Here is a 25,027-nt window from a genome sequence, read left to right as displayed (position 1 = left end):
TCATCATCGGAGGTTCAAAGACATTTATAACAAGATGATTAACAGTAGTCTCAATATCATTGATAGTTTCAGTCTTACCTTGTTTGACTTCTATCTTTTGCCAATCTTTTGGTTTCAAAGATAAAGTATTTTGGTGATGTTTAAAGCCATCTATTACATCTTCAGCTTTTTTACCATTTACACCGACTATCAGACTTTGGAAACGATTATTTGAAATATTCAAAGTGTTTAACTTCAAACATATTGCCTCAATATCATCAGTTAGTTTGATTTCATAATATTTATCTTGTGTAAACTCAACAGCTATTGGAGTACCAATATCATCACCATCTTTGAAACTTTTTGCTTCAATATAGCTATTAGATAATAATGGTGTCAAAACAGAATCTTGAATATAATCAACGATCTTATCTTTATCCTTTAAGATTTTCTTATCATCCTCAGCAACTTCCACATCAGTACAATATTTATCCATGATATAGATTCTAAGTACTTCATTAGTAGGTTTTTGAGGATCTTTAACATTACTTTCATCACTAACAACACTATACATACCATAGACTAATTGCTCAGCAGTATTTACAGATACCTTATTAGCTGTGATATGTATTCCTTGTGGAGCATGTTTAACCAACTCATTAGCTGTGATAGCCATTGCACCACCAGCTAGAGTTAAGCCTTTGGTTATATTCTGCTCTAACTCATGTTCTTCAAAAGTCAAATCACCATCAACATTGGTATCTTTTTGATTATGATAAAGAGTATTAATAGCTTCATTAGCACTTATATTTATCTCTTTAGCTTGAGTTTCTTCGAAAATATCATTTTCAACAGTTAGATTTCTTTCAACTTCATTGAACTGTAGATTATGTTCATCATCAGTTGTGTGAGTTTCTTCTGTGTTTAGATAAATATCTTTAGTTACTTTATTGGTATATTTATCAATAATATTTGCAGCGGTAGTATCAATTGCAATATTATCTTGGACATGAGTAGTTAAGCTACTAGTCTTAGCAAATATTTCTTGATGATATTCATCAGCATTGATTGCCTCTAACAAATGATATGGATTATCCTGAGAATGTAGCCTCTGTGCTACCATAGCATACACAGGAGAGATACTTTGGTATTTGGCATCTACATTATTGCGATTACCATACACAGTTGCCTTATAGTTAGGGTGTAGCTCATAGAAGTTACCTTGAGATTGTAACGACATCCCTGACTTTTTGCCCTTATGGATATCTCGATAGCTCTCATCACCCAGTCGTAGAGCAGCAGAGCGACTAGCACCACGATAGCCTTGAGATTCTAATACCACAGAGTTGGTAGCTTTAGGATTAGCAATATTATGCTTGAAGGCACCAGTATTAATAAAGTTAAGCGAGTTATGCTTATTATCAGCTAAGCGATAATCTTGCTCGTATCCTTTTCTGTTATGAGCTGGTCTAGCTTCGGTATTACGTGTACCAAGAATAGTAGGGTCTTGTAACTCCATGATTAGAGTAGGGGAGTTCTGCACAAGAGGGAAGCTATGTTTCTGATCGGGAGTATGATTTAGATGAATTTTGGCAACATCATTGATAACCTCATCCTCATCAATTTGGGTATAGTACTCAGGTATAGATAGTTGATACTTACCTGTATCGTTAAGAGTAGTAGCATCTTCTGTATCATCAGAATACCCTTTGACTGCAAAACCTTCTTTGACAAATTTAGATAGATTGTATTGATCTAATATACCTGTAGCCAAGTTTTGGACATTATTAGCCACAGCAATAGCAGAATATTCACAAGTAGCTAATTTATTGAACTCTTGACTATCTGTAGTGATACTTACATCTGCTTGTACTATTGACCAGTCTTTGGTATCTATAGGTAATTTTTTACTATCGATATGTATAGTATCACCAACAGCTACAATACCAACACCATCTAAAGCCAAGATATTTTTATAAGTTTGAAAATGATTAGCTAAACTTTCTGCATAAAAGTTAGTTAAATCAGAAGTACTACCAATAAATGGCGACTGGATAATACCATTTTTAACTTCGACATATTTCTTATAGCCACCATCTGCTTGATGACGATTAAATCCAAGAGCCAAAACATTATGATTATCATCAATAGCAATATTTTCAGCTACATAAGCCACAGGTTTAGTATCGATAGTAGCTTTTTGTTTATCAAGAACATCTACATTAATAGCATCTTTATTAGCAAAGGTATTACAGAATTTAAGTTGAGCATCCTCTCTTAAATCTCTGTAGAATACAATCCCGTACTGGTTACATATATTAGTTAGATAATTAAAGGTAGATAGATTATTATTTTGTAAGACATTATCAACAAAGATACTATTATCACTCTCAAAATCAGCTGTTATTTCATAGTTTTTTAAGACTTTTTCTAAAACATCATTTATCCTGCCATCAGGATATTTGATTAGAGATTTATCTTCTTTGAGAAAAACTTCACTAGATACAAAAGCTATATATGTAGGATTATTACCACCAAAAGCCCAACTCTGAGAATCAATGTCCGTACTAGTAACTATAGCTTTAAAAGATATGTTATCTAACTTAAATTCGATTTCATCACCGACATTAGCTTTACTATCAATATAGGCACTACCTGAAATACCGGTATACAAGCCTTGACTAAACTTAATATCAAATAGACGCACTACTTGACCATTGAGGGCGAAGTTTATCATCGTGGAAATCAGCGTATAATTTTTAAAAGTATATATGTTTTAATTTATACTTATCTGAATTATTAATCAAATATTTTGGTTAATTGTAGTTTAATTTTTTATATTGAGTCTGACGTACTAAGAAACTTTAGATTAACTATTTATATTCAGTTTATCTGTGGTAATGTTTATTTGCTTACTATTTTGTAGAGTTGTATCAGCTATTTGAGAATCTAACTCTTTTATGATTGTTTTCTTGTTTTTTGCAGATATATTTAATGTTTGATTACATTCAATATTATGATTTTGGGTTTTTTGATGAATTGATTCTGCCTTAATGCTTATTCCGTTGATTATCCATTTACCAATATTAGCCATTGTTGAAATAACTTGAGATACCAAATTGATTTTATTTGTCTGTAGATTAATACTTTGAGGATCAATTTTGATATAACTTTCATCTAGTCCAGCTTTTACTATACCTTTTAAATTATATTCTTTAGGCTCTAAACTATAACTTTTAATAACAAAAGTTATATATAGTTGACTATCATGCTCTATACAAAGGACGATATCACCAACTTTAGGTACAATTATACAAGAAGCAGCTAACTCAGCTTCTTGGAAATTTTCTTTTTTATCTTTAAGAGTGAATATATCATTTTTAATGCTAGTTATTTCATATATATTATGGGCATTATTTTCATTAGACAAAGTTATTACATTTTTTTTAAATTCTTCTTTTTGATAGGACATAGTCTTAATACTTAAAAATAATCTACACTAGTTTTGATTAATTGTATGTCTGCAAAAATATAATGTAAATCTTTAGGTTTGATTATAAAAGATAAAATGATGCTGTGAAAATACTTGTAAAAAAAATTCAAAAGGCTAGAAAAGGAAAAATAATTTGTCTACAATCGAATTATAGCATTGAGGATTTTTATCTTTACTCTAATGCTATGTGAAAAATAAATTAAACCAGGAGATAAATTAAAATGCCAGTTTATGTAAAAATTGATTCAGGAAATTTTGGTACAATTACTCAAAAAACAGGATCAAAAGATGTTGCAGGACGTAATAGTAATACTACAAGCCCTTTGACTGAAGACTATTGTTTAACTTTTGACTGGGGTTATGAGTTTCATCAACCTCATAATGATAGCTTTGGTGCTGCAGATCATTCGCAAGCAGCTCTAGAATCAATAGTATGGGTTAAAGTTCCTATGTACCACAGTATCCCAGCGCTATTGTTAAACGTAATGGCAGGTAAAGATAACATCAAAGAAATGGATGTTGTTGAGGTCGATAGGGCTGCAACAGGTGGTTCAAATAAAACCACAATGATGTCTACTTTCAAAGATGGTATCGTTACAGATCTTAAATTAGAACAAGGTGATCAAAGAAATCCAGATGAAAAAGGTCGTGGTCACATTATTGTAAAAATGAAGTTCCAAGATATCACTTACGATGATAAAGTGATTAATGTTAGTGGTCACCTAGACACTACAAACGCTAGCTAATTTAAATCTTTTATTTTATATTTTTCTTGATGATAACTATTTATAAAATTGTTATCATTTGTTTAATTATATAAATAGAGCTTTTACGAAAAAAAATGGTTTTAAATGTAAAAAAGTTAGGAAGAGAACATAGTTATGGGTAAGTCTCTTAAAATAATTTCTAACGCGAAAACTCATGTAGGGAACAAACGAGCTGTTAATCAAGATGCTTTTTTGGCTCAACCAGAAATTGGAGTATGGATAGTTGCCGATGGAATGGGAGGGCATCATAATGGTGAGTATGCTAGTGGACTTGTAACTCAAAAAATTATGTTACCTGACAATATAGTGGGTTTTGATCAAACCGTTGATTTCATAAAAGCTTTTATCAGAAAAAAGAACACAGAACTTTTTTATTATGCAAAAAAAGTTGGAAGCTCTGTGAAATGTGGTACTACTATTGTCGCTCTTATAATGAGAGGCAATAAAGTTGCGATATTATGGGTTGGAGATAGTAGAATATACCGATTTGACCCTGAGTTTAACCAGTTGTCTCAAGTTACTATCGATCATACAGTCTTTAATTCCTTAAAACAGAAGGGACTTGTTGATGAATTTCATCCTATGGCAGAGCAATATAAGGAAGCTCTTGCTAGAGTCGTTGGCGGAGAAGAAGATGTTGTTGTTGATGAGCACAGGTTAGTCCTCAAAAAAAGCGAAAGGTTTCTTCTTTGTTCAGATGGTATAAATAAAGAGTTAACTGATACTGACTTAGAGGCTATTTTATCAAGAAGCGAGGCTCCTGGGGTGACCTGTGATATGATGATTAAAGAAGCTTTGGCTAATGTGGGTAGAGATAATATGACAGCATGTATTATTGATGTTGTATTTATTTAGTAGATATGTAAATAAAGGTAAATTATGCTAACTTTAAGAATAGGTAACTTACAAGATATAAAAGCTGAGTATGGAGATGTTGAGAATCAAAAGACTTTTTCTGAACTTGGGGGTTATATAGGTAGATCAAAAGACTGTTTGTGGTCACTAAATGATCATACTAGAAAAATTTCAGGCAAGCATATGCTTTTAGAATCTCAATATGGAGAGTTCTTTGTTACAGATATTAGTACTAATGGAACTAAGCTTAACGGTTTAAAGTTAGAGAGAAATCTACCAACTAAAATAAAACAGGGTGATATATTAGAGTTAGGTCTATATAAGTTAGTTGTTGCGAATATCTTAAAAAATGATGCTCACACTGATATTAAACATATTATCGATGACAATAAAGTTCAGGATGATAATGACTCGCTTGCATTTCTAAATGAATTAAACCTTGCAGATAACAATCATCTTCCATTTGAAGACTCTAAAAATCAAGCAATTCATCAGTCAAGAGATCCTTTTGAGCAGTTAAGAATTGAGTCGGATTTTATAATTGATGATCTAAATAAAAAAAGTATTGACGCTCCTCAAGCTATAGAAAAAAATAATGAAGATGAAAACTTAGAAGATTATTCACATATAGTGGATATAAAGGAATCTGATCAGGAGTTTGATTTTTCTGCAATAAAAGAAACTATACAAGAACCTTTACAAACAGCAAACTTCAAGCCTGAGGGCTTAGAACAGCCTAGAAAAATAGACAAAGAGGTAGATGTACAAGTTATAAATCAGCAACGACAAAAAAATATACAACAAGAAAGCTTTAAAGGAGATGACAAATTTCTTGAGATGCTCTGTCAAAAACTTGGACTGTCTTATAATGTGATTTCACAGATTAATAGAGATAAAGTTTATTCAGATGTCATTGATATACTCTCATATTCAGTAGATGGTTTAATTCGTTTGATGATGGAAAGAAACAATGCTAAAAACAAACTGGATAGCGACTTAACAATGTTTACTTCTCAAGTCAAAAACCCTTTCAAAATGAGTATGTCTGCAAAGCAAGCCTTAGAAACAGTGTTTTTTGATATGAATAATCAGATAATGCCAGCAAGACAAGCAGTAGGGGAATCTATTAGTGAAGTAATTTCTCATTTCAAAAAAATAGATAATTCAACTCGAGAAGTAGTTGAGCTTATGGTTGAGTCTTTTGACCCTGATCAGATCGAAAAAGAAGTTACACAAACAGGAAGAGTTTTACCTGGCACACTTGCCAGTAAATGCTGGTCAAAGCATAAAGTTAAATATACTCAAATGCTTGGCACATCAGAAAAACAGAAGAAGAAAAATATAAAAGAATATATATCAGAAAAATATAACCAAAATTAATTGTATAGGTGGAATAATGAAAAAAAGAAGTTTGTTATGTGTTGCTACTACTTTAATTTTATCTCTATTCTTAGGCTCATGTTCAACTGTATATCTTGATGCAGATACAACTAATGATATAAATCCTAACTTGCAGGGTACTCCTTCTTCTATAATGATCTATGTATTTCAACTTAAGGATAAACTGGCATTTGATTCTGCCAATTTTTCTCAAATTAATAGTGAGAATGGCTTGAAAGGATCAGTTATATCTAGAGAAACCTATGTGTTACAACCAGGTGAGCAAAAGGAAATATACATATCTACAGATGAAGATGCTAAGTATATAGGTATAGCAGCCGGCTATAGAAATATTAACTTAGATTGGAAACAAATAGTACCTGTAGAAAGTCATTGGTTGCCAAAAACGTATAAGCTTAAGTTAACAAGCTACGGGGTTAAACTTAAAGAATAAAATTAGGATAGTTTATATATGAAAAGAGTAGCATGGTTCTCTGGACTGACAGTTTCTCAACAGCATTTTCAATTACAAGACACTCTTTTTGAATCGGCTCAGCAAGAGTTAGTTAGAAGTGGTAGATACAATTACGGTCTAAAGAGCATTGAAGTGGATGAAGCTAAGTTAGAGCAAGGGATTATTTCTATTACAAAGTGTGAAGCTATATTACCAGATGGTACAATAATCAATATCCCAGAAATTGATGGCGATGAAATCTCATTACAACTTGACGAAACTTGTGTCAATAAAACTGTATATTTAGCTGTATCACCTATTCCTCAAAATGCACGTTTATTTTCTGAAACTAAATTGAACGCTACTACAGAGCGATACTATATGTCAAATCAGACAGTTAGTGATGCTATGATGGGAGCTGAGAAATCAATAGAGCTATCTATATTAAAACTAAATATGTATTTGATTATAGATACTTCTAATTTCCAAGAATTTATTCTGTTACCAGTAGCTAAAATAAGCTCTGTAAGTTCTAATAAAACAGTATTATTAGACAAAGCTTATATTCCACCATTATTAAATATTTTTGCTAGTAACAGACTTAAAAATATTTTAAAAAATGTTTTTATGTTAGCACAGCAAAGAAAAAAACAAATCATGCAGCGTCTTAAAAATGTCGATGAATATGGGACGGCAGGTCTCATCGAGATGCTGTTTGTACAACTATTAAATAGATATATTCCTATTGTAGAGCATATTTATAACAGTAGTAGAGTACATCCAGAAGAACTTTTTAAAGTTTTATTACAGTTTAGTTCAGAGCTACGAACCTTTACTCATGAAGATAAAGGATATAATGAGTATATTAAATATAAACATGAAGATCTTACAGAAATTTTCTCAATATTATCGGAAGATTTAAAAGAAGCATTTGCATGCGTTTTTGAAGAGCGAGCTATTAGAATACCTCTTAGTTATTTTGAGAAATATGCTTTGTATATTGCAAATGTGGAGAGCATCGATTTAACAAATATTTCAGAATGGAGCTTTGTTATAGCATGTAAAACTGAAATGCCAAAAGATCAACTTGCTCTTACATTTCCTAAAATTATAAAGATAGCATCAAAAAGCCAGATATCAAATGTTGTATCAAAACAGTTACCGGGTATCAAAGTAGTATCAATGGCTTCTTCACCAAAACAAATACCATTTATGTCAGATTATGTCTATTTTGAATTAGATAAAAATTCTGATTTTTGGAAATCAATATATGAATCGAAGATAATGTCTATATACCTAACAAGAAAATTTTCGCAAATTGATATGCAACTATGGGCAACAAAGAGGTAAGTATTATTATGTATGCCAATAATGATGATGATAAAACTATATTCATGCCATTAGCTGATAATGACGAAATAACTCAGCGTAATTTTGGGGAAGTAAAACAGGAGCAAGTTAGAGAAATAACTAGCGAGAGCTTGTTTCAAAAGGTTTCGAAACAGGAGTATATGTTTGGTCCAAATAGCCTTATGAAATATGCAAGTGAAATCTTTGCTATACATTATCAAGTAATTAATCACTCCATAGATTTTAGTGTTGATAAATTAAAAATGATTCTATCAGATGGATTGACAAAGTTTACAATTAGATGTCAACAGGATGGTATAGGTGATAATCTTCTTAAAAGCGCTAAGTATATTTTATGTGCTTTCATAGATGAGGCAATTTTAGCTACAGAATATGGGCAAAATATACACTGGTCTCAGCAATCTATGCTAAGTAGTAACTTTAATGAGTCTTGGGGTGGAGAAACGTTTTTCAAAATCAGATTATTTTGTTTAGATAATATATCTGAATATATAGAAGTGTTTGAGCTTATTTATATATGTTTATGCCTTGGGTTTAAAGGACAGTTCTCTAGTAAGACGAATGGGAAGCTTATGTTAGATAGGCTTAAGAGAGAGTCATACGATGTTATATGTCAATATAGAGATCTACATGATGATGCTTCTATTGCAAAACACTGGCAGACAGATTATGAGCCAAAAGCTCCAATAAAATATAAGCATACTTTTTCTATCTTTTTTGGAGTTATTTTAGCTATACTTTTAGTTATATATATAGGCCTCTCATTCTTTATAAATCAAGCAGAGCAACCTGTTTTGAAAGATATTGATAATACTAAAAATCAGCTTATATCATCATATGAGTCATCACCGTCTGTTCCGCCTGTTTCTAAAGATACAGTCAACGAGTAGCAAGGCATTTGGAGATAGATCTATATGACTAATCTTTTTAGAAAAGTTCCTTTAGCTTTGAGTAAGTTTGTAAGAACTCGATGGTTCTTATTTCTTGCTATATTTTGTATTTTAATATTATTTATTTGGTTAATTATCCCAGGTATTTCATTATTTGGGTTTTCTATTTTAAAATCAACAAATGCTAAGCTATTCACAACATTACTTCTTATAGTTGTTATATTAATATATGTATTACATAAGAAAAATCTATTAAGCTTTTCATCTTTTGTTGTATTTCTCGCAAGAAGAAAGAATAAAAAAACTAAAGCTCTTAATTTAACAAGTTATAAGGTAAGAGAAGAGTTAAAAAAACTATCTTTATTATTAAAGAAAAGAAAAAAGATAAGTAAGATTAATACTCCGGTATATACGATTCTTGGAAATAATAAAGAATGTATAGAAGCTCTTATGAGACATACCTCTAAGAGTAGTAGTGTTACAAATGATTCTATATCTGTTGTAGATAAGTTTAATAGTTCAGAGTTATCGTGGAATATGTCTGTAGATAAAGCGTTAATAGCTTTATTTAATCTCAAAAACTTCTATGGATTATTTCAACATATTTATGCAATGGACAAGCACTATCCGATTAATGGTATCATTTATGTTGTTAGCTTAGATAAGATATTTGAGTCAAAAGATGCTATATCGTTGTATCAGAAAAAAATCCAAACAGAAATTTTTGAATTAAGAAAATATTTGGAAAAAATAAATAAGAAATTTCATATCAAAATACCTGTATATGTTACCTTTACAGGTATGGAGGTTATATCTGGATTTGAAGATTATTTTTCTGTAGCTTCAGATAAGCTTAAATATGACCCCTTAGGAGTTACTTTATCTGAGAGTGAATCTATTAGCTTCAGAAGAATAAGAGAAAAGTTTCAAGAGTTTTTTGATAGTCTAAATGAAAATATTATTACTAAATGTGATAATACGCAACCTACGGAAAAAGTAATTAATATAATTACTTTTTCTAAGCAAGTACTTTTCTGTTTGGATACTATAGAATCTTGTCTAGATAGATTCTTTGATAACAAAATTCAAGAGAAAATATTAGTTAGAGGTTTTTATTTTGTCAGTTATAAAAATTCTGATACATGCTTTGATTTTATGCGCATGCAAACCTTGAGTAAGGTGAAAAAATCAATGGACCAAAGGGTTTATTTTTTAGACAATATATTTAAAAAGATTATCTTAAAAGAAGTTTATAACTTTGGTGAAAATACTACTTATATCAAAAAGTTAAAATATAGAGACTATAGTAAATCTGCTGCTTTACTATCATGTGGCTTTGTATTGTCTTTTATCTGGATTAAAAGCTCCTTATCTTATATAAACTTATTTAACAGTGTGGACTCTAAATATAATAAAGCGCTACACTCTAATATAGGACCTAATAATGCTGCAATTGAATTTGCTAAACAAATAAACTATGAGCATAATCTTTCATTGTATGGACTATATTATAATAGAACTCTTATTACCGATATATTAAAAATATATCAAAGGCTTGTGCAAATTAAGTTCATACCAGATTTGCAAAGTGATATTGAGAATCAACTTAGACAAGCGATAAATGATATACCTAAAAATAATACAGCTAACTCAAAACAAATTGAGCATTTGAATATATGGCTAGCAACATACTTAATGCTAGTAAATAAAGAGCATTTTAATGAAACTTCTTTCACTAGAAATATTTATACTATGTGGAAAAAGCAACAAATATCAGCACAAGATCTTTCTGATAAAGAAGAGTTGTTAAAAGCAGTTATTATTTCTGGTTTTCCAGATACTATTAAATTGAACAAATCTTTATTATTTGAGGCTAGAAATATTTTAAGATCAAGCTCAACTTATGTTTTAGCATATCAAATGTTGAAGGATAAGGCACTAGTAGATAATGATGAATATATTTTATTGGGAGACTCGGGAGATTTAAACACAAGCCTGGTATTTGATAATAAAGTAGTCAAATTGCCAGCTTTATACACCAAAAGAGGGTACTATGATATTTATCTTAAAAATCAGGTTGAATATTTAAAACAGGCTGCAAAAAGTATGTGGGTTTTATCAGATGAAGATAGCTTTGATAGATTATCTTTAGTTTCTTTAAAATCTAATATGGATATTTTATATTGGAATGATTATTTAGAAGTATGGAATAAGGCATTAGATGATATTAATATTCAAAGAACTACGAGTATTAGCACACTTATAAAGCTTTTAAATAGTTTAACTGTAGAAAATAATTCGATCATCGCAGTGCTTAAGAAGATTACACAAAATACTAATTTTATAAGCGTAGAAGATATATCTAGTAAAGTTGGACTAAGTGGTAATAATAGAAACATAGTAACTACAAGTTATAGAGGACTTATTAAGTCTCTTGCTGAATATAAAAAATCTCAAGCTAGTGAAAATGATTCATCTAAAGGCTCAGGAACCATATCTATGATAGCAGGTGAGTTGGGAGATATTCGCAATTCTCTTGTGGTAATATCATTATCTAGTCAGCCTGATTTAGATGCATTTTTATTAGTGCAAAACAAAAAGGATTCGGCTATATTTAAAAATCTTGCAAGTTTATGGGAGATGGGCAATAATGCTCCACAGCCTGTAAAAAAATGGACATCTCAACTTGTAAATATTACAACGAGAGTCTTAAATGATATGGCAATAAAAGAAATAAATATGCGTTGGCAGAAAGGGCCATTAACATATTACAATAGCTATCTAAAAGATAGATATCCAATAAAATTAGAATCACATAAAGAGAGTTCAACAAAGTCTTTTATAGAGTTCTTTAAAAAAGGCGGTGTCATGCAAAAGTTCATAAAAGAAAATATGTCATCACTTATTGAGAAAAGCTCTAATTCTAACGGTTATGTTTGGAAAAAATATTATGGCGAACCATTTGCTTATGATAAGAACTTTTTGGAAATGATTAATTCATTTAATATGATAGAAAATATGTTTTTCTCTAATGATGGTGTTGGTTTTAAATTATTTTTAACACCTGAGTTTTTGGCTAAAAATTTATCTGTGCTGACTATAAATTATGCAAATAAATCATATAGCTACGCTAATGGGCCTCAAGAAGATTTTATTATTGACTGGCCAACTACTAATGTCAGTAAGTCTCCTGTTACGATAAGCTATACATCAAAAGATAATGAAACAAATATGATAAATTTTGATGGTGAATGGGGACTATTTAAATTTTTGGAAAAAGGTAATATTAGCTACAATGATGAGAAAGGCGTTAATATATTTAAAATCTATAATGACAAAACTGTTTTAGCAGAATACATATTAAAAACCAGTAGCTTAGATGACAAGTTTAGTTTTGAAACTTTTAAAAAGCTACATGTGTTTGATAACATTGATAACTCTAATGAGGTAAATAAATGAAGCGAGATTTAGTTTCAAAAACGATAATAAGCCATGCTAGTGCTTTAATTATTATATGGATATTATTACCTTTTTTTAAATTATCTAGCTACGATCTTTTTGCTAGTGAGGTAGTTAAATTATTTTTGACCTGTATATACTTTATTACTTTTTATGTAATTAAAGCACATAAAGATTATAAAATTAATTTTAATATTGCAGATCAAGAATATAATGGTTATTTATCTAAGTTCTCAGAAGCCTTAAGAGAACTTATTTATTTACAGACAAAAAATATTAAATTTTTTAGAGGGCGAGGATTATACAAATCACCATGGTTTCTGACACTTGGATTATCTGATAGTGGAAAAACCACTATAGTTAAAAACTGCAATATACATTTTAATTCAAAATACAGTGAAACTAGCGCAAAATCAAATAAGCCAACTTTCGATTGGTATAGTTCACCAGATGTAACTTTCATAGATATAAATTCTAAACTAACAGAAGTTTCTAGAGTCGAGGAAACAAGTCTATTTGATAGTGTTATAGACTTAATCAAAAGAAATCGTCGTCTTAAGCCATTAGATGGATTAATTTTAAATATAAATGCTGAGCGTCTCATTACTGAGACACCTAATGAATTAGAAAGAGATTTTAATAAATATAAAATTATTTTAAAAAAGATATATAACAGTGGTATTAGGAATATTCCTATATATATATTTTTAACTAATATGGATAAAGTACCTGGATTTGTAGAATACTTCGATCCTAAAAGTTTTGATGTTACAAATAATATTTTAGGAGTAACATTACCATCTTCAAATACTTCAGAACCACTTGATTGGCTTGATGATCAGTTTAATAATATAATTAATAATATCAATGAAAATGTTTTCTCTAGTATTAGAAAGAAAAATTCAAATATAGATAATGATAGAGCATTTTATTTTGTCAGATACTTTACATATCTATGTGAAAAGTTAAACTCTTTATTAGCAGATGCTGTATATGAAAATAACTACACAAAGAGTTTATATTTGAGAGGTGTTTATTTTACTGCGGTTAGTACAAATAAAATACATCATTTTGATAAAGCTAGATCTGATATCTATTTCTTAAAAAATATAATGAAAGATGTCATATTAAAAGAGGGTAGAAAAGCAACATTTATTGATAATACTGTCCACTTTCTATCAAAACATAAAAACTATGTTTATTCTATTTCAGGTATTACTGCTGTTGGCTTGGTATTGTCTTGGATAACAGGATATACACAAGCATCATACTATTTAGCAGAAGTTAAACATACCAATAATACTTTACAGCCTATAATAGGAGCCCCTTTATATACTCCAAGCTATTGGGAACGTATGCAAAAGTTAGAATATTTAGCAAAACTAAGAAATACAAAATTTGCAAGCTGGCATCATTTTGGTTTTAGTTTTCCTACGCTAACAGACAAGGCATTAAATGAGCAGTATAATATAGAGTTGAAAGAAGTATTTAGGCCATACATTTTACAAGAAATCAAGAATAATATTCAATCTTTAATGGATAAAATCTCAAATACTGGTGATAATGAGACTGTTGATAAAGCTCAAAAAATGCAAACTTTATATAACTGGTTAATGATGTATGTGATGTTTGATAAAACACAACATATGAATACTAAATTTATAAAAGATAATTTAGATAGTTACTGGAAAAACTTATATGATAATGATAGTGAGACGTTAAATTCACTAGAGGTTTATTTAGATGATTTACTTTTACTACCATCAGATGCTCTACATAGTAAACTAGATAACTCTTTGATAGAAAAAGCAAAGAATGTGTTGGGTGGTGATATTTATGTTTATAGAGCTTATGAACAGTTTAAACAAAAAAATATAGAGCAAAAAGCAAACTATAGGCCTGTAATAATAGGCGGTCTACAGTATGTGAATTTATTTGAAAAACCTATAAGTATTAATTATGTTTATACTGTAGATGGATGGCAGAATTATTCAAAAGAAAACTTAGTTAAAGAACTAGAAATAGCTGAGAAAGACCAGTGGGTTTTTGATTCAATAGATCAAAAATCCAAATTTGATGCGACAAAAGCAAAATCAAAAATATTTGATCTTTACTGGAATGATTATGCGAGTGTATGGGTTGACGCCTTGAAAAGTATCAAATTCAGGAAGACAAATTTCCAGCAAAAGTATAATGATAGTAGAAATAATAGCTATATATCTGTTTTTGATCAAATATTTACCCAGTTGAAAACTAACTTAACTTCAGATGTGGTTTCATCAACAAATGGTAGCGATAAGAAAATGATATCTTCTCTGGCTAACTTTGTTAATAATAGATATAGAGTTGATCAGCTTAACGAAAAGATTAGTTTACTCGAAAAGTTAGTTATGATAATGAGCAGCAATTCAAGTACGAATCAAGAACAAGCTTTTGTTGTATCTGAATTAATAGCTACAAACAAACAAGATTCTTTAATAGGACTTAAGGAAATGGTTAAAGAGTTACCTACATCAATGACATTCTTAGTTGATAGCTATTTGAGTAGTTTCACTTATAGTATGTTTGATGCTGGTGCTATCTATGATACGGATTTATGGAATAATGAACTTTCACAGTTTTGCTCTAGTAATTTAGCATCAAATTATCCTTTTGCAAATTCAAAAGATGAGTTAGGTCTAAATGAATATAAACAGCTTATGTCTAAGTCTAGTGATTTGATGAATTATATAAATAATAATGTTTTACCATTTGCTATAAAAGATAAATCTGGTTTGTTAACCATTAAAGAAATTAATAATGTTAAGTTTCCTTTTGATAAGCATTTATTTAAACAAATTAATGTGATTTCACAGCTAAATGCGTTAACAAAAAATAACAATACTAATTCGTCAGAAGATAAGTTAAATATGACAGTTGGACTAACGCCAGTACTCCTTTCAAGTGACTTATCTGGAGTCGATATTATATATGATAATAAAAAATATGGTTATTTCAATGGTCCTCAATATCAGCAAGATTTTTATTGGCCAGCAAAAGATAGTAGTACTAGTGGTACAGTACAAATAATATGGCATTATAAAAATAAAGAAGATGTCAAAAATGTTTATACTGGACCTTGGGGATTGATAAACTTCTTATCGCATTTTGAATATAATCAAAAAGATGATACTTATACTATCAAGTTTAATAAGAGTTTCGCAACATATAAAATATCTACAAAAGGTAAAGGTAGTATAAATAGTTTAGGAAGCTTAGAAAATTTACAATGTAAGTTTTAAGAGAGAAAAATGTTAGGTTTTTTAGAAAATTATATAGTCGATGTTACAAATAGTATTGAGCCTTTAGATATATCAGAGGTTCAATATAGTCAAGAATTTGAAGCTATTGAAAATGAGATACAGAAGTTACAAAATGTAGTACCTGAAACACCTGATTGGCAATTAATTATTGAAAATGGGAAGGTGGTTTTAACTACACAAGGTAAGCATCTTAAAATTATCACTTATATAATAGTAGCACTATATCAGAAATATAAAGTAGGTGGACTACTTGCTGGTTTATATATGTTTTCTAACATTTTGACTCAAGAAAAAGATGCTATTATGCCATATGGGAAAAGGAAAAAATCTCGAATAAACTTGATAACATGGATGGTAAAGTTCATAGCAGATTATCGAGATAGAAATCCTCAAGATTTGCAATTAAAAGATTTAGATCGAGTAGATCAAGCTAAACAAGATGTGATTAATTGGTTTAATGAGTTTCATGCAGATGATGACAATTTAGCATTATTACAAATTTATGATTGGTTTCTTAATGCAAAGAAGACTTTAGAGAATGAAAAAAGAATTCAAGAACAAAAAACTGTATTAGCTCAAAAAGAGCAAGAAAGGCTAAAGCAAGAGCAAGAAGAGGCTTTAGAAAGGCAAAGACAAGAACAGGAAAAGCTAAAGCAAGAACAAGAAGAGGCTTTAGAAAGGCAAAGACAAGAGCAAGAAGACAGAGATTTAGCCAAGACACAATATGTTGAGAGTGAAATAGAAGAGCAAGACCTTAGTTCTAAAGAGTTAGCAATAGACGATTTTACTAGTGTTAAAGAGTATGCTAGATCTGAATTACTTGATAGGTTAGCATTTTGTAAAGATAATCAAGATGATTTATTTACATTGCTAATCCAATCCAGAAAAATCTTGTGGAATACTCTTTATTATAATGATTTGTATGAGGAAACCATAGAAACTAGTACTTCACCTGATTTAGCAGAATTAAATCAAATACTATGCATTTCGGATCCTATTTTAAAATTAGGTGAGTTAGAGAAGTTATTTATAAAAAATCCTTTTTTGTTGGATATACAAATGTATATGATACAAATACTAGATGATATGTACATGAAATCTAATGATAAAGTATTTAAAAAAATCAGTGATTTTATTTCTGCTGAATTAGCTTTTTTAATAAGCCAAATTCCAAATATTTTTGAGTTATCTTATGAAGATAGAGTTTGTATTCCAGAGTATATTTACGACTGGGTTTTTACTCAATTAGTAGATGATATATCTATTATTAGAGAAAAATTTGAGGAATACATTGAATGTTATGATGTGGATATGCAATATAATAAAGTTATAGAGTATGTAAAGAAATCCAAATTCTTGAATTTAAAAATGGGTTTCTTGTTATATGCTTGTGATAATCCACATTTAAGTAACTATTCTAAAATAAATGTTATTGAAAAATTTGTTTGTGATGACTCTTTGGTAGATCAATGTATTGATAATAATATCGAACTAAGAGAGGTCTTCAGGAGTTTAAATAACCTGTACGAAGAATATATAGTTGACACATCAGATCAATCTTTAATAAAAAGAAAAGAAGAGATAATGAAAAAAATTAGTTTCTAAGCTTTTAGAAGATGATTATTTAACTTATAATCAAATTTATATATACATAAATTTTAACTAGAAAGGAGTGTTTTATGGCAAAAGGGATATCAAAAGAAGGTAGTGTTGCACCAAAAGAAAGAATAAATATCAAATACCGTAGTCATGGTGATAAAGTCGAAGAAAAAGAACTTCCACTAAAGCTTCTTGCTGTTGGTGACTTTACTTTAAAAGAGGATGATACTCCTGTAGAAGATAGAAAGGCTGTAAATATAAATAAGTTAAATTTTGATGATGTTATGAAGAGCTATAATTTATCACTAGATATGGCTGTTGAAAATAAAATAAATGAAGATGAAAAAGATTCAGAACTTGGTATTAAACTTAAATTCGATTCTATAAAAGATTTTAATCCTGACTCGATTGTTGAGCAAGTTGATGAATTAAAAAAATTGAAGCAGTTGAGAGAAGCTCTAGTTGCTCTTAAGAGCCCTCTTGGTAATGTGCCAAAATTCAGAAGAAATCTACAAAGCTTAGTTAAAGATAAAGAGTCATTAGATAAATTATGTCAAGAACTAGGAATAGAGTCTAATACTGAAAAGTAATATTTTATAGTTTTTAAAGGAGAGATAGAATAATGTCTACACAACATAGCCATGAAGGTTCTTTGTTAGAGAGTTTATTAGAAGATGTTTCTTATGATGAGAGCAATAGCGAACAGATAGATGAAACAAAATTGGGTTTAACGGCATTACTAGGTGAGATAGTTAAACATCAAGATGCGGAAGAAAAAATCGATCGTTCATTAATTGATAAGTTCATAGCGGAGATAGATGAAAAATTAAGCAAACAAGTTGATCAGATTGTCCATAATGAAAAATTTCAACAGTTAGAATCTGCTTGGAGAGGTTTACATTTCACAGTCAATAGAACTGATTTTAGAGAGAATACTCGTGTTGAGTTAATGAACCTTTCAAAACAAGATTTGATGGACGATTTTGAAGATGCTGCTGAAATAAGCGAATCTGGATTTTATAAGAAAGTATATACTCAAGAATATGGTCAATTTGGTGGTGAACCATATGGGGCTATCATAGCTAATTATGATTTTTCACATTCAACTCCTGATGTGAAGCTGTTGCAGAATGCTGCTGCTGTAGGTTCTATATCACATGCACCTTTTATAGCAGCGGTTTCACCAAAAATGTTTGGTATAAATGATATTACTGAGTTATCAACAATAAAAGATTTGACATCGTTATTTGAGCAGAAAGCATATATTAAGTGGAATGCATTTAGAGACACTGAAGACTCTAAGTATGTAGGCTTAACAATGCCGAAGTTTTTATTGAGAGAACCGTATGATCCTGAAGAAAGACCTATAAAATCTTTTAACTATAAAGAAACAGTTAAAGAACATAATGACTATAGCTGGGGTAATACAGCTTTTGCATTTGCTAGTAGAATTACAGAAAGTTTTGCTAAGTATCGCTGGTCACCAAATATTATTGGTCCGACAAGTGGAGGTGCGGTAGAAGATCTTCCAATACATAATTTCGAATCTATGGGTGATATAGAAACAAAGATTCCTACAGAGACTCTTATTTCTGATCGTACGGAATATGAATTGTCAGAGTTTGGTTTTATTCCTTTAGCGTATAGAAAAGGTAGTGATAATGCTGCTTTCTTCTCTGCAAACTCAGTTCAGAAAGTTAAAACTTTTGGGATCTCTGAAGAAGGTAAAGCTGCGGAACTAAACTATAGATTAGGCACACAACTACCATATATGTTTGTCATATCTAGAATAGCTCACTACATTAAAGTAATGCAAAGAGAACAGCTAGGTAGTTGGAAAGATGCTACAGATCTTTCTAGAGAGTTAAATGAATGGTTATCTCAATATGTTGCAAATCAAGATAATCCTACTGCAGAAATTCGTAGTAGAAAGCCACTAAGAGAAGCTAAAGTAACAGTTAGTGATGTTCCTGGTAATGCTGGTTGGTATACTGTGAAGATTCTAGTGAGACCACACTTTAAATATCAAGGTGCTGATGTTACTTTATCTCTAGTTGGTCGATTAGATGAACAAAAGGGTTAATTGATTTAAACTTTAAAGTAATACTTATTAAAACAGGGATGAGATTATGCATGCTAAGAGCTTATTTAATCGTATTAAATCCCAAGATTTTTCTTACAGCGAAGCTGGATTCAATGACTTGTTATCTCAAATTTCTACTAATTTAGAGTTGCTATTAAATACAAAGCAGGGAGCTACTTTAATTGATTTAGAATATGGGATACCTGATTTTAATGGGATCACCCATAATATTTATCAAGAGCTATCAGCGTTAGAAAAAGAAATAATTAGGATAGTTAATAAGTATGAAAAAAGAATGCAAGTTAAAAGTATAAAAACTACTATAGATTCTAAAAAGAATCCAGGACAAATACTTTTTATATTAGAGGGATATGTACTGTATCAAAATAAAAAACACTATATAGAATATCAAACAGTGATGACAGATACTGGAAGAGTGATGGTGAGGAGTAGTTAGTGAGCTTTCAAGATGTATATGAAAAAGAATTAATTCATATAAGAAATACAGCAAAGGAGTATGCTAAGAGTTTTCCTAATATAGCTCCTTTTTTAGAAAATCATTCTCAAGACCAAGATGTTGAAAGGTTGATAGAGGCTTTTGCATTTTTAACTGCAAAAGTTCAAAAGCGCCTTGATGATGGAGTACCTGAATTATCTCAAAACATTTTACAAACGATATGGCCAAAATTTTTACAGCCATATCCCTCAATTACAGTTTTAAAATTTGGATTAAATGATAAACCCAAAGAAGAAAAACTTACGATTCCAAAAAGTAAAATAATATCTGGAAAATATAAAGAAATAGATTTAAGTTTTAGAACTTTTGCAGATGTTGATATTTACCCAATTAATTTAACTAAAGTAAGCTCTGATATATATAATAACAAGGAGATTATAGAGTTACATTTTGACATTGATTATAAAATGTCATTATTCGATTTTGAAGAAATAAAGCTACCAATATACATATTAGGCAATCAATCAACTAGTTTGCAAATAGCATACTTATTGAAGAAAAAAGTTATGAACTTAGAGTTACTTGATTCTAATAATAATCTTATTGGAGGATATAATGCCAGTTTCTCAGATGTCGATTTACTAGAAAAAGCAGGGGTAGAATCAACTCAGCCAGATATTTTTAGGTTGATTACTCATTATTTTCGTTATCCAGAGTTATTCAATTATATAAATCTTGAGTTAGTCAAGAAAGGTATCTCTAGATCTCGAATAAATATTGATAAGTTTAAATTGAGAATAACAGTAGCTCTAGATGGAATTGAGTATATTCCAATGACTATGAAAAACTTTGCTCTGTATACAACACCTATTATAAATGTAGAAAAAGCATCAATTTCACCTATACATTATAATAATAAGACTAAGAATCATAAAATTAGGTTAGATGATAATAAAAATAAAGCTATTAATAAGATTACAAAAGTAAGTAGTCTTAGTAAAAATTCTGCTAAGAAAAACGAAATATTTTTATGGAATGATTTTGAAAGTAGTTTCAATGATAAACCTTTATATAAACAATTTATTAGTAATAATGCTGTAAATGGTAAGCCCGAATTTAATCTAACTTTTGAAAGTAGTGTATTGGATAACTCATATATATCGATAGAGGGGGAGAGCTTCTGTTTAAATACTCATGAGATACTAGGAGAAGGTAATATTAGTTCTACTACTAAAAAGTTAGCTTATACATATAAAAATATCACTCATGTTACAGCACCTATTATTCCTGATTATTCTGATAGGAATCTTTGGCAACTAATAAATTTCTTCTCTGTGCGTTTGGGTAAATTAACTACAGTAGAAACTCTTAGACAATTGATAATATTATTTAATGATATTCAATTACATAGGAAAACTCAGCAAAAATCACTAACTCAGAAAGTATGTAATGCTATTAATAAAATTAATTTAGAAATAGAGCAGGAATATTATAAAGGACGAGTTATTAGAGGAAATGTTATTGAGATAATAATTAACGAACAAAGTTTTTTAAATGAAGGAGATATATATCTTTTTGGATCAATTTTGAACCAAATATATAGTAGTCTAGCTGATGTGAATACATATAATCGTGTGAGAATGATAGGTATGGAAAAGGGTTCAGTCATGGAGTGGCAAGTATGTCTGTCATAGATGACTTATTACTAATAGAATTAGAACAACTTAAAAAGATATATATTGATAAATCATTAGAAGTTGTTGTAAAGAAAGTTCTATCAATCAATTCGAAATATGAGAATAAGATTAAAATTGGATATAAGTGTGATGCTAGTTTAGCATTTGCAGCTAGAGAGATAGATGATATTAGTTGGAAAGTATCTGATGATGAGTTTATTGAGCTTATAATTCATATAAACTTTTTTGGATTACAAAGTGTAAATAGTCCATTACCTCTAAATCTTCATGAGCAAATAGTGCATGATGTTAATAATGACAGTAACGAGTTAAATGATTTTTATAATTTTTTTAATAATAGGCTTGTTGAGCTTTTAGCTGAGAGTTTTTATAAAAATGTACTTGCTAGAAATAATATTATAAATGATATTTGGCCTAATATTCTTGGATTAGCTCTACAAGTGTATAGTGATGATAAACAAGTTTTTTATCGTATTATGAATAGTGCTCCTTTGTTATTTGGTAATCGTATATCTTCTAATAATTCAGCAAAATTAATAGAAAATTTCTTTGAATTTGACAGAGTATATATAGAAAGTTTTGTACCTAGAGTTATAGAGTTAAAGGCTAATAATTTAACAAGATTATCCAAAGCAAATAGCGATTTTGATGGAGGATTTGTGCTCGGTAATGAAACTGTTGATATCCAGAATAGCTGTATGATTCATATATATTTACAAGATGCAAAAGAGTATCTTCCTAATGGAAGTAAGAATGCTCTTTTAAATAAGCTTATAAAATTTTTATTGCCACATCATATTTTATATTCGATATCTTTACATTTACCAAAAAATATCCCAATGACATTATCTGCAGATAATGTTTATTTAGGCTGGACAACGATGGTTACCAGCCAAGAGCAGCCTCAAACAATATATTTAGAAGGAATATAGCATTATGCAACAATATATATCAAGTTATGCTCATGCTCAACCTAATGTTTATTATGATAGTAAATCTGGTAAATTCAAACATGTTGTAAGTGTAAGTTATGGTTTTGATTTAGAAGCTTCTGAGAATTTGATACCTATTAACAGTCTTAGTACAATGCTGAACAAATTACTAGAGAGCCAAAAGATAGGTTACGATGAGGGATATGATAAGCCTCAGCCAGAATATTTAGTATATGCAGTTTTACCAGCAGTAGAAGCTCCTAAAGAGCTAATAGTCTCTGTAGGCGATAATACAAAAAAGATCATCCAACAGCCAAAGAGAATTTGGAAAAAAAGTGGTATGAGCTATGTGATTGAAAAATCAAACTCAACAGAAATTGTACCATTGAGTTATACGAAAGCTTATGGAAGTCCAGAATATTCTAAAAACCCATTTGGACAAGGATATTTTGGCAAAAAAATGTCTCAAGAGTTACCAATATTTGAATATAAATCTAATCAAGTAAATACTCCTATAGATAGAAATATTGAACCGGCCGGACTGTCTGGAAAACATGTATTATGTGCTTCTAGACGAACATTTTTAGGAAAATATAGTAGAAGTGAGCAAAAATCTATAGCTGCAATACCTGCCTTTCCAAAACCTATGGATCAAAGATATTTTATGATGAGTTCTCCAGATCAATGGCTAGATAATTTAGAGCCTGATACCAAATACAAGCTTATAGGCTTTGGTAATAAGGAAATAGTGGGGGTGGTTCCTGATTATAGGGTAAATATCATTGCTAAAGATAATAATGCTAAATACAAAGAATATGATGGAAAGACTGATACTTTGGTCTTATTACCAAATTTAGGAGCTGGGATAATCGTTACAAGATTTGTATTTGAAACAAATTCTATGGTTTTAGCTGATGAACTAGATACGGTTATGATACAGCTTAATGATGCTAATAATCCGCATTTACTTTCAGAGAATATAAAATATATAGATGAGAGAATTGCAAATCCTAGTGAAACTGGATTAAAAGAAACTGATTTGTTGCCAAAATCTATGCAAAATGAAAATATTTAGAGGATGCTATAATGTCAAATGAACAAGAAAAACGACCATTGGATGATTATTGTGATAGTATCCCATCTATACAAGAGATAGATCATAAGGGTGAGTATGGTGCAGAGCCTCCTTTATATAATGTATCATTAGGTCCTGATATGGTCGATGAGCTATTAGAATATCCTGTCGAGTTATGTAGTATAAATAATTTTGTATACGATAAATTATGGACAAAGCCAGCGTATGATCTGTTACTAGATAAGGTTCAAAAACTAAATAAAGATTGGCAAGATAAGACTATAGATACTATAGATCATCAAGACACTGACTTTACTAATTTAAATGCTCAAGACTGTGCAATCGTATCTAATAAATATACAGGAGCTAATTTTTCAGCTGCTAAATTTAATAATGCAAAAATAGTAGGATGCAAATATAAAAATTGTAGTTTTACAAATAGTCAATTTGAGTCTACTGAATTAGGTCAAAGTGCATTTACTAATTGTACATTTGATAATGTTAATTTTGATAAAGCTACTATTAAGAGTATTGTCTTTGAAGATTGCACATTTACTAAATGTAGCTTTAGTGGTACACAGCTTCATACTACTGACTTACATAATTGTAATATTATACAATCTAAATTTAATTCAGAGATGTGGTATAAGGGCAATATACTAAAAACTAGTATATCAAAGACAGTATTTAATAAAAGTCAGTTTAGTGGGATGTTGGTAGACTCTTCAAAATTAACTGATAGTTCCTTTTTAAAAGTTACATTTTTTGCAAGCCAGATCCAAAATACAGAGCTAAATAATAACTCATGGTTAAAAGTGGGCTTTGCTAATGGTAATAGTATATATAAGTCTCTACTTTATAATGAAAATATTCAACAATGTAACTTCAGTGATAGTGAGTGGAGGGAAGTTGAGATTCAAAATTCGCAAATGCTAAATAATGATTTTAGTCAAGTAGAAATGCATGATACGGACTTGGTTGGAGTTAAGGGTGCTGGAGATAACTTCGCTACTGGGATACTTGCGAACTGTAAGCTTGTTGATTGTGATTTTGCACAAGCTAATTTTACAGCAACTGACTTTATCGTTAATAGCTCTATTCAAAACTGTACTCTAGAGAAGCTAATATATGCGTATGCAAATTTGCCTCAAGGATTTGATGATAATCAGCTTAAAAAGACTTCTCAAGCTCAAATAAAACCACTAACTGAGAAAGATCTAACTAATAACTAGTA

The 25,027-nt window shown here is 29.9% G+C and carries 18 protein-coding genes; 16 read left to right on the top strand and 2 right to left on the bottom strand.

The window, feature by feature from the left end:
* Together FQ699_RS05470 and FQ699_RS05465 are read right to left on the bottom strand one after the other, a co-directional pair.
* The coding region (locus FQ699_RS05470; RefSeq protein ID WP_146421471.1) for a hypothetical protein at window positions 1-2,716 on the bottom strand (2,716 nt) is incomplete at its 3' end.
* A 132-nt stretch (window positions 2,717-2,848) separates the two neighbouring features.
* On the bottom strand, window positions 2,849-3,451 hold the full coding sequence (locus FQ699_RS05465; RefSeq protein WP_146421470.1) for a DUF3540 domain-containing protein: 603 nt from the start codon (window positions 3,449-3,451) through the stop codon (window positions 2,849-2,851).
* A 242-nt stretch (window positions 3,452-3,693) separates the two neighbouring features.
* Here FQ699_RS05465 and FQ699_RS05460 point away from each other — a divergent pair, with 242 nt between their 5' ends.
* The 16 genes from FQ699_RS05460 (at window position 3,694) to FQ699_RS05385 (ending at window position 25,025) form a co-directional block, all read left to right on the top strand.
* Complete coding sequence (locus FQ699_RS05460; RefSeq protein ID WP_146421469.1) at window positions 3,694-4,218, top strand: hypothetical protein; 525 nt, start codon at window positions 3,694-3,696, stop codon at window positions 4,216-4,218.
* Window positions 4,219-4,353: 135 nt separating this feature from the next.
* Entirely contained in the window at window positions 4,354-5,094 is a 741-nt protein-coding gene (locus FQ699_RS05455; protein ID WP_146421468.1) for a PP2C family protein-serine/threonine phosphatase, read from the top strand.
* Window positions 5,095-5,118: 24 nt separating this feature from the next.
* On the top strand, window positions 5,119-6,474 hold the full coding sequence (tagH, locus tag FQ699_RS05450; protein WP_146421467.1) for a type VI secretion system-associated FHA domain protein TagH: 1,356 nt from the start codon (window positions 5,119-5,121) through the stop codon (window positions 6,472-6,474).
* A 16-nt stretch (window positions 6,475-6,490) separates the two neighbouring features.
* Window positions 6,491-6,928 carry a type VI secretion system lipoprotein TssJ gene (gene tssJ, locus FQ699_RS05445; protein WP_146421466.1) on the top strand — a complete coding sequence of 146 codons (438 nt, stop codon included), beginning with the start codon at window positions 6,491-6,493 and terminating at the stop codon, window positions 6,926-6,928.
* Between the two features lie 18 nt (window positions 6,929-6,946).
* The gene (gene tssK, locus FQ699_RS05440; protein WP_146421465.1) at window positions 6,947-8,278 is read left to right on the top strand and encodes a type VI secretion system baseplate subunit TssK; all 1,332 of its coding nucleotides are present in this window, start codon (window positions 6,947-6,949) and stop codon (window positions 8,276-8,278) included.
* Window positions 8,260-9,189 (top strand): type IVB secretion system protein IcmH/DotU, encoded by a 930-nt coding sequence (gene icmH, locus FQ699_RS05435; RefSeq protein ID WP_146421464.1) that lies wholly within the window; start codon window positions 8,260-8,262, stop codon window positions 9,187-9,189. The genes tssK and icmH overlap by 19 nt, the downstream gene beginning before the upstream one ends.
* Window positions 9,190-9,213: 24 nt before the next feature.
* Window positions 9,214-12,648 (top strand): ImcF-related family protein, encoded by a 3,435-nt coding sequence (locus FQ699_RS05430; RefSeq protein WP_146421463.1) that lies wholly within the window; start codon window positions 9,214-9,216, stop codon window positions 12,646-12,648.
* The gene (locus tag FQ699_RS05425) at window positions 12,645-15,929 is read left to right on the top strand and encodes a type VI secretion protein IcmF/TssM N-terminal domain-containing protein (RefSeq protein ID WP_146421462.1); all 3,285 of its coding nucleotides are present in this window, start codon (window positions 12,645-12,647) and stop codon (window positions 15,927-15,929) included. The genes FQ699_RS05430 and FQ699_RS05425 overlap by 4 nt, the downstream gene beginning before the upstream one ends.
* A gap of 9 nt (window positions 15,930-15,938) precedes the next feature.
* The gene (locus tag FQ699_RS05420) at window positions 15,939-17,555 is read left to right on the top strand and encodes a type VI secretion system ImpA family N-terminal domain-containing protein (RefSeq protein WP_146421461.1); all 1,617 of its coding nucleotides are present in this window, start codon (window positions 15,939-15,941) and stop codon (window positions 17,553-17,555) included.
* Window positions 17,556-17,629: 74 nt separating this feature from the next.
* Window positions 17,630-18,139: a type VI secretion system contractile sheath small subunit gene (gene tssB, locus FQ699_RS05415; RefSeq protein WP_218961589.1), complete on the top strand. Its 510-nt coding sequence runs from the start codon at window positions 17,630-17,632 to the stop codon at window positions 18,137-18,139.
* Window positions 18,140-18,171: 32 nt separating this feature from the next.
* Window positions 18,172-19,632, top strand: coding sequence for a type VI secretion system contractile sheath large subunit (gene tssC, locus FQ699_RS05410; protein WP_146421460.1), 1,461 nt, complete (start codon window positions 18,172-18,174; stop codon window positions 19,630-19,632).
* 46 nt (window positions 19,633-19,678) lie between these two features.
* On the top strand, window positions 19,679-20,089 hold the full coding sequence (tssE, locus tag FQ699_RS05405; protein ID WP_035735910.1) for a type VI secretion system baseplate subunit TssE: 411 nt from the start codon (window positions 19,679-19,681) through the stop codon (window positions 20,087-20,089).
* Window positions 20,089-21,783 carry a type VI secretion system baseplate subunit TssF gene (tssF, locus tag FQ699_RS05400; protein ID WP_146421459.1) on the top strand — a complete coding sequence of 565 codons (1,695 nt, stop codon included), beginning with the start codon at window positions 20,089-20,091 and terminating at the stop codon, window positions 21,781-21,783. The genes tssE and tssF overlap by 1 nt, the downstream gene beginning before the upstream one ends.
* On the top strand, window positions 21,771-22,718 hold the full coding sequence (locus FQ699_RS05395) for a type VI secretion system baseplate subunit TssG (protein WP_146421458.1): 948 nt from the start codon (window positions 21,771-21,773) through the stop codon (window positions 22,716-22,718). The genes tssF and FQ699_RS05395 overlap by 13 nt, the downstream gene beginning before the upstream one ends.
* A 4-nt stretch (window positions 22,719-22,722) precedes the next feature.
* Window positions 22,723-23,793, top strand: coding sequence for a DUF2169 domain-containing protein (locus FQ699_RS05390; protein ID WP_146421457.1), 1,071 nt, complete (start codon window positions 22,723-22,725; stop codon window positions 23,791-23,793).
* Window positions 23,794-23,804: 11 nt separating this feature from the next.
* Window positions 23,805-25,025: a pentapeptide repeat-containing protein gene (locus FQ699_RS05385; RefSeq protein ID WP_146421456.1), complete on the top strand. Its 1,221-nt coding sequence runs from the start codon at window positions 23,805-23,807 to the stop codon at window positions 25,023-25,025.
* The last annotated feature ends 2 nt before the right edge of the window (window positions 25,026-25,027 follow it).

It is taken from the genome of Francisella salimarina, from assembly GCF_007923265.1.
Lineage (GTDB): Bacteria > Pseudomonadota > Gammaproteobacteria > Francisellales > Francisellaceae > Francisella > Francisella salimarina.
The sequence above is the reverse complement of the archived record's forward strand: the minus strand, read 5'-3'. Positions and strand labels throughout refer to the sequence as shown.